The organism is Aquimarina sp. AU119, from assembly GCF_900312735.1.
GTDB lineage: Bacteria > Bacteroidota > Bacteroidia > Flavobacteriales > Flavobacteriaceae > Aquimarina > Aquimarina algiphila.
This window is the reverse complement of record NZ_OMPF01000009.1, coordinates 17,173-30,660: the sequence shown is the minus strand read 5'-3', so window position 1 is coordinate 30,660 and position 13,488 is coordinate 17,173. Positions and strand designations below refer to the sequence as shown.

10 protein-coding genes are annotated in these 13,488 nt (G+C 31.7%); 6 read left to right on the top strand and 4 right to left on the bottom strand.

The annotated features are described in order from the left end of the window. The first annotated feature begins 113 nt into the window (after positions 1–113). On the top strand, positions 114–2,477 hold the full coding sequence (locus DK442_RS08275; protein ID WP_109435396.1) for a GAF domain-containing protein: 2,364 nt from the start codon (positions 114–116) through the stop codon (positions 2,475–2,477). 16 nt (positions 2,478–2,493) lie between these two features. Here DK442_RS08275 and DK442_RS08270 read toward each other — a convergent pair whose 3' ends face one another. Then, on the bottom strand, positions 2,494–3,675 hold the full coding sequence (locus tag DK442_RS08270) for a Pycsar system effector family protein (protein WP_109435395.1): 1,182 nt from the start codon (positions 3,673–3,675) through the stop codon (positions 2,494–2,496). Between the two features lie 56 nt (positions 3,676–3,731). Between DK442_RS08270 and DK442_RS08265 the strand changes: the two genes are divergently transcribed. Further along, positions 3,732–7,445 (top strand): metallophosphoesterase, encoded by a 3,714-nt coding sequence (locus DK442_RS08265; RefSeq protein ID WP_109435394.1) that lies wholly within the window; start codon positions 3,732–3,734, stop codon positions 7,443–7,445. Positions 7,446–7,488: 43 nt separating this feature from the next. Here the strand turns inward: DK442_RS08265 and DK442_RS08260 are convergent, their stop codons facing one another. The 3 genes from DK442_RS08260 to DK442_RS08250 all read right to left on the bottom strand — a co-directional run bounded on the left by DK442_RS08260 (position 7,489) and on the right by DK442_RS08250 (position 9,445). Then, positions 7,489–8,301 (bottom strand): SdiA-regulated domain-containing protein, encoded by an 813-nt coding sequence (locus tag DK442_RS08260; protein WP_160114089.1) that lies wholly within the window; start codon positions 8,299–8,301, stop codon positions 7,489–7,491. Positions 8,302–8,344: 43 nt separating this feature from the next. Then, positions 8,345–8,794: a Dps family protein gene (locus DK442_RS08255; protein WP_109435392.1), complete on the bottom strand. Its 450-nt coding sequence runs from the start codon at positions 8,792–8,794 to the stop codon at positions 8,345–8,347. 99 nt (positions 8,795–8,893) lie between these two features. Continuing rightward, positions 8,894–9,445 (bottom strand): NUDIX domain-containing protein, encoded by a 552-nt coding sequence (locus DK442_RS08250; protein WP_109435391.1) that lies wholly within the window; start codon positions 9,443–9,445, stop codon positions 8,894–8,896. A 149-nt stretch (positions 9,446–9,594) separates the two neighbouring features. On the opposite strand from DK442_RS08250, the gene DK442_RS08245 reads away from it, so the two are divergent. The 4 genes from DK442_RS08245 to DK442_RS08230 all read left to right on the top strand — a co-directional run bounded on the left by DK442_RS08245 (position 9,595) and on the right by DK442_RS08230 (position 13,459). After that, positions 9,595–10,014, top strand: a complete 420-nt coding sequence (locus DK442_RS08245; protein WP_109435390.1) for a helix-turn-helix domain-containing protein — start codon at positions 9,595–9,597, stop codon at positions 10,012–10,014. Between the two features lie 122 nt (positions 10,015–10,136). Beyond that, positions 10,137–11,384, top strand: coding sequence for a hypothetical protein (locus DK442_RS08240; protein WP_109435389.1), 1,248 nt, complete (start codon positions 10,137–10,139; stop codon positions 11,382–11,384). 11 nt (positions 11,385–11,395) lie between these two features. Beyond that, complete coding sequence (locus tag DK442_RS08235; protein ID WP_109435388.1) at positions 11,396–11,656, top strand: DUF4212 domain-containing protein; 261 nt, start codon at positions 11,396–11,398, stop codon at positions 11,654–11,656. Positions 11,657–11,686: 30 nt separating this feature from the next. Further along, a complete protein-coding gene (locus DK442_RS08230) occupies positions 11,687–13,459 on the top strand; it encodes a sodium:solute symporter family protein (protein WP_109435387.1) in 1,773 nt (590 codons plus the stop codon). The last annotated feature ends 29 nt before the right edge of the window (positions 13,460–13,488 follow it).

Here is a 13,488-nt window from a genome sequence, read left to right as displayed (position 1 = left end):
ATGTTAAATAGAAGTTTTTTTTAAGTTAAAAAAATATAGTTTAATTAATTGTTAATAACTAGTGATACAATTTGGTTTGTATTACCTTTGTATCCTAGAATAAAAGAGCAAACATGACGGGGTTAGAGCATGATTTTCCATTAGATATTTGGATTAGCTTTTCGAAATTTTTTGAACAATATAAAGAATTACTGAAAAGTGATAATGAAATTATCAAGGATAGAGCTGCGCGTATTTTAAAGATAGCAGAGCAGTATCCTGAATTAGATAATGGGATCAAAGAAGAAAAACGAGTATATGAGTTATTAGAACCTATTCATTTGGTTCTAGAAGATTCTTTTCCTGATATATTACAGCAAAATGAAATTAAAATTGCTACAATTCCATTTCATAATAAAGTATTAAAGTCTACTTCACGCTATCAAAATATTGTAAAAGCTGCAGGAGAGAATTTTGAACCTCAAATCAAGAATTTGAATGAGGATCACTATTATATAATGGGATGTAGTATTATTCTGGGACACTATTATAACTATAATATAGATTTTAGAAGACCTTTCTTTTATGATATTCCTGATGCTTTCGGTGTAATGAGGAATTATAGAATTATGTATAATGGTGATTTTATCGATATCATTAAAACTGATAAAGCAAAAGAAATTACAGATGCAGATGTAGCCGAATTGTTAGATAATTTTGATAACATAGATATTTGGAAAGAAAAATTCCCTCCTCATAGTTGGATTTTTAAGGGGATTATCATTGCAAACATGTTTGATGTTACTACAGATGTTTCTTTATCCGATTTTAAAACTAGCTTAATAAAGTATGATAAAACTCAAGGAGATTTTGTAGGTAGTTTTCAGGATATTTTTAGAGCGATATTTAATCTTCGAGAGATCAAAGTTGGTTTTTCGAACTATAATCCAGAAGACCAGGTACTAGAACGTGTGCCTTTTAAAAATATAGATAGTTACATTTTGTATGATAGATATACAGATTGTTGTGAAACGGCTTTGTGTAAAGGAACGTATCATTATCTTTTTGAAGAATCTACATACTTTGCAATTTCTGATGTAAAAAGATATCAGAAATCAACTCCAGATGAAATAATGTATAAAAATCTGGTGGCACAAGGTATTAATAGCGCAATTCTTGCTCCAATTAAAAGTGATGGTAATTTATTGGGAATTTTAGAGATTGTTTCTCCAAATGTCCACGAACTCAATAGTATTAATGCAAACAAATTGCAGGATGTTATGCCATATCTTGTAGATTCTGTTTTACGTTCAAAAGCAAAATCAGAGAATGAGCTAGAGTTAATCATTCAGCAAGAATGTACATCCATACATCCAAGTGTGCATTGGAAATTTAAGAGAGAAGCGAAACGATTTATGAGAGCTATGGTGGATGAAAATCCAGTTTCGTTCAGAGAAGTAGTTTTTGAAAATGTATATCCATTATATGGACAAATAGATATAAAAGGCTCTTCAGATGCTCGTAATGAAGCAATACAAAAAGATTTGGTGTTACAGCTAAAGGGTATAGCTAAAATCATTAATAAAATAATTGAATCAGATCCATTACCAATATATGAGCAACTAGCATACAGAACAAATCGTTATGTAACGGCAATAACAGAGCAATTACAAGTAGATAGCGAACAAAATATTCTTAATTTTATTAAGAAAGAGATTACTCCGTTGTTTAAGCATCTTAAAAAGAAGAATGTCGAACTCGATACTCTTATAGATGAATATGAAGAAATCCTTGATGTTAGTATTAAGACGGTTTATAGGCATCGAAAGGCATATGATGAGTCAGTAATGCTTATCAATAAAAAAATGGCGGCTTTATTAGATCAAAAACAAGATGAAGCTCAGGGAATGTACCCTCATTATTTCGAACGTTTCAAGTCTGATGGGGTTGAGCATAACATGTACATTGGAGAATCAATAACCAAACAGGATAGTTTTAATAAGGTGTATCTCTATAATCTAAGGTTATGGCAATTGCAGATTATGTGTGAGATGGAAAATGCTTATTATCAAATGCAAAAAGATTTACCTGTTGCATTGGATGTTGCTTCAATGGTTCTTGTTTTTAACACTTCATTATCTGTGAGGTTTAGAATGGATGAAAAACGATTTGATGTAGATGGGACATATAATGCAAGATATGAGGTAGTTAAGAAACGTGTTGATAAGTCAAAAATAAAAGGTACTGATCAACGTGTTACAGAGAAGGGTAAACTCGTAATTATATATTCTCAACGTTCTGATGAACGTGAGTATATTAAGTATATTAACTTTTTGCAATCTAAGAACTATCTTGAAGAAGAAATAGAGATTGTTGAATTAGATGATCTTCAGGGAGTTACTGGTTTAAAAGCACTTAGAGTCAATATTCTTTATCATAAAAATGAAAAAGACAAAGAATATTATACGTATGAAGATTTAATGAAAGAGCTTAATTAAAGCTCTTTTTTTGTACTTATTGTAAAGTGTTAAATGCCAGGACAAAAGAAATTACTGAAGTCACTATTCCTATCATGAATACGGTATATGTTATTCGTAGTATTTTATATTTTTTGTGTAATACTTTTCCTAGAAAATAAAGATCTTTTATCATGGTATCATAGATATAATCTTTATCTCCCATTAATTCTGTCATAGCCCATTTATATTCATTCAATGGCATTTTATGAAAATTTCCAAAGAATAATAGATTGACTTTCTTTTCTTTTATTTCTTTGCGGGTAAATTCACCGCTGGTAACATTGGGTCTGGTAGCTAATACAGATAAAACTATAGAGGCAATAGTGAATATAAGAAAAACTAAAGTCGGATAAATAAGATATTGGTTTGATGGGTTGTCAAGTTTTGGAATGAGATTTGACAGAGCCAGAGACATAATAATAGCATTTACAGAAAGTAAAATATTGGCTTTGGTATCAGCAATATCACTTAGCTTTAGATGATTTCTTAAAGTAACCCTAAAAAGAGTCTGTATACCTTTTTCTGGACTTTCTTCCTTTAATATGTTTTTTAATTTTTCTTTTTCTTTCTTTTTCTCCTTTTTTATTCTTGCCTGCTCTTCAATCATCTTATGAAGATTCTCTTCTTTTTTTGGTTTCCATTTTGAAATGGCATAATCTGTATAATAGTGATGTTTATTCTGAAATAAATCAATATTAGCTTTAAGCCATTCTGAAGTGGTTAAATCTTTAACAGAATTTAGTTTAAACTCTCGTCTCAATAACTCACTTGTTTCACCATAATAATCTTTGGCAAAGTGCGAGGCATCAGCATCTCTAATGATCTCTTCCATTAGATCACTAGGTTGATGCTCCATTTTGGTAGCCATAATTTGTTTAGAAACTTTGTCAATGATCTCTTGAGAGACATTTTGCTGAGATAAAAAATCTTTTGCAATTTCAACACTGTGCTCTTCATGGTTGTCAGAACTCTTAGAATACCCAGTATCATGTAATAAAGCAGTTAATAATAAAACTTCTTTATCTTCATCAGATAAATTTGTGTTATCAATAATTTCTTTTGTACTTTTAAATACTCTTTTGGTGTGATCGTAATTATGGTAAATACAGGAGTTCGGAAGCTCATTTTCAAAGAGCTCTGAAACAAAATTATCTGTTTTTTCTAATAAAGAAGACATATGTACATTTTTTCGGTAACCAAAATAATTAAAAAAAAGAGATTGTACTTCAAACAATGAATAAATATAATAAGATTCTAATAATCTGTGTTGCTCTATTACTTAGTTCATGTGCAACATACTCTCCTCAGTATAAAGTCGAAAAATTCACTCAAACATTACCCAGTCAGGGGGTTACAATCGAAAAAAGATTTTATTTGATTGGAGATGCAGGTTATGCCACTATGAAAAAAACTTCAGATGGATTAGCAATTTTAAAAAAAGTCCTGGATACGGTCAAGTCTAGCGATGATTATGTACTCTTTTTAGGTGACAATATCTATCAAAAGGGAATGCCTAAGAAAGAATCACCAGAAAGAGCTTTATCAGAACGTAGAATAGACGCTCAAATTAAAAGCATAGAAAACTTTAAAGGTAAGGTGGCTTTTATTCCTGGAAATCATGATTGGTACAATAATGGAGTAGAAGGTTTACACCGACAAGAGGAATATGTAATAGAGAAAATGGGAAATGATAATGCATTCTTACCTGCTAAAGGTTGCCCTCTGGAAAGTGTAGAAATAAATGACAAAGTCCATTTGTTAATTTTGGATACACAATGGTATCTTGCAAATTGGGATAAAAACCCAACCATAAATGATGAGTGTGAGATTAAGACACGAGAAAAATTCTTTCTTGAGGTAGAAGGAGAGTTGAAGAAACATAGTAAGAAGACAATTCTTATTGCAATGCATCATCCAATGTATACTAATGGCCCTCATGGTGGGAAATACAATTTTGGTAAACATATTTTTCCTTCAAAGAAAAAGATTCCTCTTCCGATCTTAGGTTCGTTAGCAACTCTAATTCGTTCTCAAGGAGGGGTTACAGCTCAGGATGTATCTAATGTTCACTATAGCAAGTTAATGAGAAGACTTTCTACAATGACCAGAGCTATGGATCGAGTAGTTTTTGTATCCGGTCATGAACACTCTTTGCAGTATATTGATAGTGACGGAGACAAGCAAATTATTTCAGGTTCTGGATCTAAGGTTTCTGCGGCGGCTCTTGGGAAAGATGGATTATTTTCATATCCAGGTCAAGGTTTTGCTGTATTAGATGTATATAAAAATGGCGCTTCAAACGTTCGATTTTATGCAAATGAAAATGGAGAGCCTAAGTTAGTCTATCAGACAGAGGTGCATCCCAAAGAAAAAGAATATTCTTTTAACGATATCCCAAATTCTTTTGAAACAGAAGTGTCGGCTTCAATTTATAAAAAAGAAGAAGTGAAGAAATCTAAGTTTTATAAATCGATGTGGGGGGATCATTATCGCAATATATACGGAACAGATATCAAAGTACCGGTAGCAACTCTAGATACTCTTATGGGTGGTTTTACTATTGACCGACAAGGAGGAGGACAAGTAACACGATCGTTACGTCTTGTAGATAAGGAAGGAAAACGATATAGTTTAAGAGCTATGAGAAAAAGTGTTACGCAGTTTTTACAAAAAGGAGCTTTTAAATATACCTATTTGGATGATGGATTTGATAATACGCTTACAGAAGATGTGCTTTCTGATTTTTATACGTCAAGTTATCCTTATGCATTTTTAACCGTAGGAACCCTAGCCGATGCTATTGGAGTTTATCATGCTAATCCAAAATTATATTATATTCCTAAACATCCTGCACTAGGGAAGTATAATGAAAAATTTGGGGATGAAATCTATTTTCTTGAAGAACGTCCGGGAAAAGAATACAAAGATGAAGTGTCTTTTGGAAAACCTGATGATATAGAAAGTACAGATGATCTTCTTAGTAAATTAAGGAAGGATGAAAAATACAAAATGGATGAAGAACATTATATTAGAACCAGGCTTTTTGATATGATTTTAGGGGATTGGGATCGTCATTCTGATCAGTGGAGATGGGCTCAATTTGATAAAGAAAAGGAAAAGATATTTAAGCCCATTCCCAGGGATAGAGATCAGGTATTTTCAAATTATGATGGATTACTTTTAGATATTATAAAATTTGTAGTTCCACTGGCCAGGAAATTTCAGGTTTATGATGAAAAACTTAAAAAGGTAAGATGGGTAAATCAATCAGGACTGCCATTAGATAGAAAGCTAACTCAGAATTCTGGAGAAAAGATTTGGATAGAACAGGCTAGATACATTAAAGAAAATCTATCTGATAATGATATAGAAAAAGCATTTAAAAATCTCCCAGAAGAACTTCAGGATGAAACGATCAAAAGAATCCAAAAGGATTTAAAATCACGAAGAGATAATATAGAAGATATCGCTAAGCGATATTATAAATATCTATCAAGACATGCTATTTTAACAGGAACAGACAAAGATGATTTTATAGAAATCATAAGAGGAGATTATAAAACAACAATAAAAATATCAAGAATAAAGGGAGGGAAAATAAAAAAGCCTTATAGTCAAAGAGTTTTTAATGCTAAAGAGACAAAAGAAATTTGGATTTATGGATTAGATGATGATGATCAGTTTGTTGTAAGAGGTAAGGGGAAGAAGCCTATTAGAATAAGAATTATAGGAGGACAAAATAATGATGTGTATACTATAGAAAATGGAAGAAAAGTTAAGGTGTATGATCATCATTCAAAGCCTAATACCGTTGAAAAGAAAGGTGGAGCAAAATTTATATGGAGCGATATTTATAAGTATAACCTGTATGACTATAATAAATACATAGAAAAAACTAATGTCGTAACTCCTTTTATTGGTTTTAATCCAGATGATGGTCTAAATGTAAGTCTTACCGATGTGTTTACTATAAAAGGGTTTAAAAATAACCCATATCATAGTAAACATACTTTTAAAGCGGCATATTATTTTCAGACTCAAGGAGGATATGATATATCTTATTTAGGAGAATATATGAATGCCCTTGGTAATTGGAATATCTTACTTAGCGGTTTAATCACAAGTGAAAATTATGCGCAAAACTTTTTTGGATTAGGTAATAGTTCTGTGAATAATGATGATGAATTAGGTTTAGATTATAATAGGGTAAAGATTGGTACATGGGCTTTAGGTTTTGGCTTTTCTAAAAAAGGAAATTATGGTTCTACATTTTCGATAAAGGCAAATTATGAAGGAATAGAAGTGCAGGATACGGGAGGAAGATTTATTACTTCTGGTCTCGATTTTGTAAGTGAAGATCCTGATTTTTTTGAAAGAAAGCTTTTTGGAAATATTGATTTACACTATAAATTTGAGAGTTATGATAATGCTGTGAACCCTTCTCGAGGAATGCTGTTTAAATTGCAAACAGGAGCGAGGATGAATGTAGAAGATACTGATCGTACCTATGGGTATGTTTATCCAAAACTAGGCTTTTATAATGCAATTACAAGAAATAGAAAATTAGTCTTGAAAACAGATGTTATGGCTCAGGTAATTATAGGAGATAGTTTTGAGTTTTATCAGGGAGCAGTTTTAGGAGGGATTAATGGATTAAGAGGGTATAGAGAAGAACGTTTTACAGGAGAAAGTGCATTAGCATTTAGTAATGATTTAAGATATAGTTTTAATAAGTTTAAAACGGGTATATTGCCGTTACAATTAGGAATATTTGGAGGCTATGATGTCGGAAGAGTTTGGCTTGATGGCGAGAATTCTGATCAGTGGCATGACTCTTATGGAGGAGGAATGTGGATTAATGCAATTGATACTATAGGAGGGCAATTAGGGTTGTTTGGGAGTGATGATGGGTTGCGTTTTACGTTTGGTTTTGGTTTGAGTTTTTAAAATCAAAAATCCTAAGATACGATAATCAATAAGATTAAATCACTTATTTTTTAATTCTATATTCGTATAAAGTAGCTTTACCATACTTACTTTTCTCATCAGTAATAAAAAGGGTACTGTCATTTTTAAAACATAAACCTTCTTTTTGTGAATTATGCTTTAGTTTTATTTTTTTAATATTTCCATTAAACAAATTATCCTCTGTAAAATCAGTTATTAAAAAAACTTTATTGTGAGTGAGAAGTGCAATGTTATCCCCAGAATGATTGATCGCAGCACCGGTAATTAAGCAATTAGAACTATCTTCACATGTTTTGTATTCTCCAACTAGTTTGGCCATATACTTTCCTGGGGTGGCAGATACTTTGTATAGTTTGGTTTTTCCTTTTGAATTTTTAGCACGATTTTTAGTAAACAAATATAAATTTCCGTTAAGGTGAATAAAAGCTTCAACATCAAAATTGAAATTCTTTTTTTTGGGAGGGAACTTTTTTTGATCTTCAAAAATGAATCTAATTTTTTCTACGGATATTGTATTTGATAATAGTCCATTGACCTTATAAATAACAAGGTTCTTTCGATCATTATTATTATTTCCAAAATCTCCAATGTAGATATTGTTTTCTTGATCGTAAGCAAGATCTTCCCAATCTATATTTTTAGTGCCAGGAATTTTAATTTCATTTATAATCTCGCCTTTTTGATTTAGACAAAATACGGTGTTATCATTACCAGAATCATTGATAGCATATAATTTAGCATCAGACAACATAGTAATACCTGAGATTTCGTTAATAGAGTGCGAGAGTTTTTTGATTTTAGTTAAATCAGAATGTTTATCCTTTTGACAACTCATTGTCATTGTTGTCAAAAGGATAAGATATGAGAGTTTTATTATTTTAATTTTTCTGATTCCAGGCATTGAGCATCCAGCTTGTTTTTTCTATTTCTCCTATATACGTTCCTGTAATATCAAGAGTCCCATCGTCTTTAGCTTCTTCTGCAGCGACAGTTACTATTTTGAGTTGTTTTAAAAGTAGTTTATGGTCTTCTAAAATAGTAGAAACCATTTCATAGTCTGTAAGTATAGTACTTGCTTCATTAATATTAGAAATATCTAAATATACACTAAAATTACTCACAGGTTTTCCTCTTAGTGTAAGAATACGCTCTGCAATCTCATCTATTTTTAATTTAGCATCTTCATAAAACTCTTCAAATTTTGCATGAAGTTCAAAAAAATGTGGGCCTGTTATATTCCAATGAAAATTTCGGAGTTTTTGATAATGTATATGATAATCAGCGAGTAAAATATTTAAAGTATCTACAGTTTTATTATTTAAATCCATTATAGTTTTTATTTATTGTTTTTGTTATTTTAATACAAAAATACTATAATAAAAGATTAGCGGTAGAAGTTACAATAGTTAGTTGTAATAGAAGTATTATTATAATCGATTTGTGATTTCCTTAAGAATAAAGTGATAATATTCCAGACCATGAGGTACATAATCTTTATACTTAATAGGGTTATGAAGAATATTTTTAAAATCATTACTATCAAAAAGAATAACACCAGCTACTTCTTCTTCTTGTAGTTTTAATTTTTTGATAGAGACATCTAGTTTACTTAGATAGATGTAGTGAAACTCGTTATCTAGAAAATCAGGTTTGGGTATTTTTTTTGCTAAATATGTGCCAATAAACTCTAACTTATGTACCGGAACCAATATACCAATTTCTTCTTCAATTTCGCGAATGGCAGAATTCTCTGGACTTTCTCCAGCTCCAATATGACCTGCTACAGATACATCCCATAAATCAGGAAAACTATCTTTATTCTTTGCACGTTTCTGAAATAAAATCCGACCATCATCCGTAAAAAACCAAATATGTACACTAGCATGATATAACCCTAATTGATGAGCTTCAGATTTTAATCTGATTTCTCCGGTGCTCTTTCCATGCTCATCTAATATATCTATCAATTCATCTGACATAAGTAATTACTGATTTTTCATTTTTTATTAATATTCAAAGATATATTTTTAATAATTATCGTTTAAAAATTAGATTTATTTATGATTAGTATTAAATAGTTGTTATATTTTTATTGCTAAAATGATATATTTATGCAAAAATACTATATATGAATTTAAAAGTATGTCCAAATTGTAATTCATCAGAGTATATTAAAAGTGGTGTAATTAATCATAGGCAGCGATATCGATGTAAAAATTGTAATTATAATTTTACAGTAAATAAGCTTGGTAAGAAGATAGATGATTATTATGTGAACAAAGCTTTGCAGCTTTATTTAGAGGGATTAACATATCGCGAAATTGAACGCATTTTGGGGATTTCTCACGTTAGCGTAATCAATTGGGTAAAGAAATATAATATTAAAAGACCATATAATTCGCAATATCATCCGACTTATAAGATTCTAAATGCTTCAGAATTAGCAACTTTTTTTCAATCTCCCGATAATGTAAAAGGAGCTGGTGTTGTTGTAACAGAATTGGGGGATAAATTTATGCTTATTAAATGGGAACGTTTTAGAGAATAACTATAGTGATTAGCAAAAAACTATACTAATTTTTATTGCTTAACATAATTTTTAGACTTTTAACAAGTGCACAACACTACATCAGTAGTACAAATCATTTTCTAAAATCTAATTCTTAAATTATGAAAAAGCTCATATTACTACTTTTTTTAGGTTGTTTTTTGGTACCATATTTAGGATTTTCTCAAGGATCACCTGATTATACAGGTGGGCTAAAAGTTAAACTAAATGAAGATGGATCAAAATATTTTAGAATAATTTCTTGGGGTCAGTTCTGGGCACGATATCAGGATGAAGTGCCTGACGATGTTAGTAAAACAAATTTTAGCATTCGAAGAGCACGTATTTTAACATTTTCTCAAATAAATAAAGATTTCTTGATTCTTACTCATTTCGGATTAAATAGCTTAAATGGAGATAATCAAAGTCCAACAGGAAAAGGAGATAGCTCTCAACTCTTCTTCCACGATTTTTGGTTACAATATAGCTTAGGCGAGAAACATGCAATCGGGGGAGGATTACATTATTGGAACGGTATTTCACGCCTTAATAACCAAAGTACGCTTAATATCATGACATTAGATAATAATCGTCAATCATGGGCTACTATAGGTTTATCTGATCAGTTTGCACGTCATATAGGAGTTTATCTTAAAGGATCATTTGGAAAACTCCAATATCGAGTCTCAGTTAATGAATCTGGTAAAAACACTTTAGATTCTGCAATTGATCTTGCCAATCCAGATACTTTTATTGCTGGTGATACTTATTATGCAGGGAGAGATCTATTAGGTTCAAAAGATGCAGGGAAGAACTTTGCAGGATATTTTGATTATAATTTTTTAGATCAGGAATCTAATTTTTTACCCTATAAAGTTGGATCTTATTTAGGAGGTAAAAAAGTTTTTAATGTAGGAGCGGGGTTTTTTTATCACCCAGATGGAAGTGTTCTTGTTAATGATGATCTAACATTAGAAGGGCAAGATGTCGCAATTTTTGCGGTTGATGCCTTTTATGATGCTCCAATAGGAAAGAATGGATCTGCAATAACCGCTTATGCATCCTATCAGAACAATGATTATGGAGACAATTTTACACTAGGACAAACATATGAAACAGGTTCTATGGTCTACAGTCATGTAGGGTATGTTATTCCTAATGATAATAAGAAGATTAAATTTCAACCGTATGGGTCATTTAATTTACGTTCTATTGACCTTATAGATGATAATGCAACCACATTTGGAGTGGGAGCAAATGCATACTTCAGCGGTCATAATTCTAAACTTACACTAGAATATTTAAATACAAAGTATGGTGATAATGACGCTCAAAGTTTTATTACCTTACAAGCAATGATCTATCTCTAAAATTAATAATTATGTCAGAAAAACAAAAAAAAGCAACTGCTTATTGGAGAGAAAACCTCAAGTATTTAGTCATTTTATTGACTATTTGGTTTGCAGTCTCCTATGGAGCAGGAATTTTATTTAAAGATGCGCTAAACAGTATTAGACTTGGGGGATTTAAACTTGGTTTTTGGTTTGCTCAACAAGGTTCTATCTATGTTTTTGTTATACTCATTTTTGTATACGTACGATTGATGAATAAACTGGATAAAAAATATGGTTACAACGAGTAATCTTAATACTAACCAAAAAAATATATTATTATGAGCGTTCAAGTATGGACATGGATTTTAGTAGGGATTACTTTTGCTATTTATTTCGGAATAGCTATATGGGCAAGGGCAGGCTCTACAAAAGAATTTTATGTAGCAGGAGGAGGAGTATCACCTTTGGCTAATGGTATGGCAACCGCAGCAGATTGGATGAGTGCCGCTTCCTTTATCTCGATGGCAGGATTGATTTCATTTATGGGTTATGATGGTTCTGTGTTTTTAATGGGATGGACAGGAGGATACGTACTTTTAGCTTTATTGTTAGCTCCTTACCTTAGGAAATTTGGAAAATTTACAGTTCCTGATTTTATTGGTGATCGATATTATTCTAATACGGCAAGAACAGTAGCAGTAATTTGCGCTTTAATTGTATCATTTACTTATGTGGCAGGTCAGATGAGAGGTGTAGGGATTGTTTTTTCTCAATTTTTACAGGTAGATATTAATTTAGGTGTAATCATAGGTATGACAGTTGTTTTAGTTTTTGCTTTTTTAGGAGGAATGAAAGGGATTACATATACGCAAGTAGCACAATATTGTGTGTTAATATTTGCATTTATGGTTCCTGCTTTTTTTATTTCAATGCAAATGACAGGCAATATCATACCTCAAATAGGTATGGGAGGTACTGTAGAGGATGGTACATTTTTGCTTGACAAATTAGATATTTTGCATACCCAGTTAGGGTTTAATGAATATACAGATGGATCAAAATCGACATGGGACGTTTTTGCGATTACATTGGCATTAATGGTAGGGACAGCAGGGCTACCACATGTAATTGTACGTTTCTTTACTGTACCTAAAGTAAAAGATGCTCGTAAATCTGCTGGTCTTGCATTATTGTTTATTGCGATTTTATATACTACAGCACCAGCAATTGCAGTTTTTGCAAGAACAAACTTAATAGAAACGGTAAGTAACACACAATATAAAGAAGTGCCAGAATGGTTTAAAAACTGGGAAAATACAGGTTTGATATCTTGGTCTGATAAAAATAATGATGGTAAAATTCAATATGTAAATGGAAAAGCAACTGATGGGAAACCTAAGTATACTGGAGAGAGAGGTGAACATGGAGAACGTTTGGTGTCTAATGCGAATGATTCTGCCAATGAATTATACGTAGATAGAGATATTATGGTACTTGCCAATCCAGAAATTGCAAAACTACCCAACTGGGTAATTGCATTAGTAGCAGCTGGAGGGTTAGCAGCAGCTTTATCGACAGCAGCTGGATTATTATTAGTCATCTCTACTTCGATTTCTCATGATTTGATCAAAAAACAAATCAAACCAAACATTTCTGAAAAAGGAGAACTTTTAGCAGCACGCATTAGTATTTTAGTTGCTATTATTATTGCAGGATTATTCGGTATTTATCCACCTGGTTTTGTTGCAGCTGTTGTTGCATTAGCATTTGGTCTGGCAGCAGCATCGTTTTTTCCGGCTATAATTCTTGGAATTTTTGATAAACGTATGAATAGACAAGGAGCAGTAACCGGCATGGTAGTAGGTATTGTTCTAATGTTATTCTATATGATTAGATATAAAACAGGATTAATAGGAGTGATGGACCCAAGACCAGCTAGTGAATGGTGGTTTGGTACATCACCAGAAGGTTTTGGTACTATTGCCATGATTGTTAATGTAATCATTTCTGTAGTAGTCTCAAGAATGACAGCTGCACCTCCAAAAGAAGTGCAAGAAATAGTTGAAAATATTAGAATACCGAGTGGGGCTGGAGAAGCGTCTTCACATTAATTTTTTAGTTAGAAGATTACGGTGCTGTA

Bases quoted from the DNA above. Each gene is read 5' to 3' on its own strand.
- DK442_RS08275 (WP_109435396.1), top strand. From the start codon at position 114: ATGACGGGGTTAGAGCATGATTTTCCATTAGATATTTGGATTAGCTTT.
- DK442_RS08270 (WP_109435395.1), bottom strand. From the start codon at position 3,675: ATGTCTTCTTTATTAGAAAAAACAGATAATTTTGTTTCAGAGCTCTTT.
- DK442_RS08265 (WP_109435394.1), top strand. From the start codon at position 3,732: ATGAATAAATATAATAAGATTCTAATAATCTGTGTTGCTCTATTACTT.
- DK442_RS08260 (WP_160114089.1), bottom strand. From the start codon at position 8,301: ATGAGTTGTCAAAAGGATAAACATTCTGATTTAACTAAAATCAAAAAA.
- DK442_RS08255 (WP_109435392.1), bottom strand. From the start codon at position 8,794: ATGGATTTAAATAATAAAACTGTAGATACTTTAAATATTTTACTCGCT.
- DK442_RS08250 (WP_109435391.1), bottom strand. From the start codon at position 9,445: ATGTCAGATGAATTGATAGATATATTAGATGAGCATGGAAAGAGCACC.
- DK442_RS08245 (WP_109435390.1), top strand. From the start codon at position 9,595: ATGAATTTAAAAGTATGTCCAAATTGTAATTCATCAGAGTATATTAAA.
- DK442_RS08240 (WP_109435389.1), top strand. From the start codon at position 10,137: ATGAAAAAGCTCATATTACTACTTTTTTTAGGTTGTTTTTTGGTACCA.
- DK442_RS08235 (WP_109435388.1), top strand. From the start codon at position 11,396: ATGTCAGAAAAACAAAAAAAAGCAACTGCTTATTGGAGAGAAAACCTC.
- DK442_RS08230 (WP_109435387.1), top strand. From the start codon at position 11,687: ATGAGCGTTCAAGTATGGACATGGATTTTAGTAGGGATTACTTTTGCT.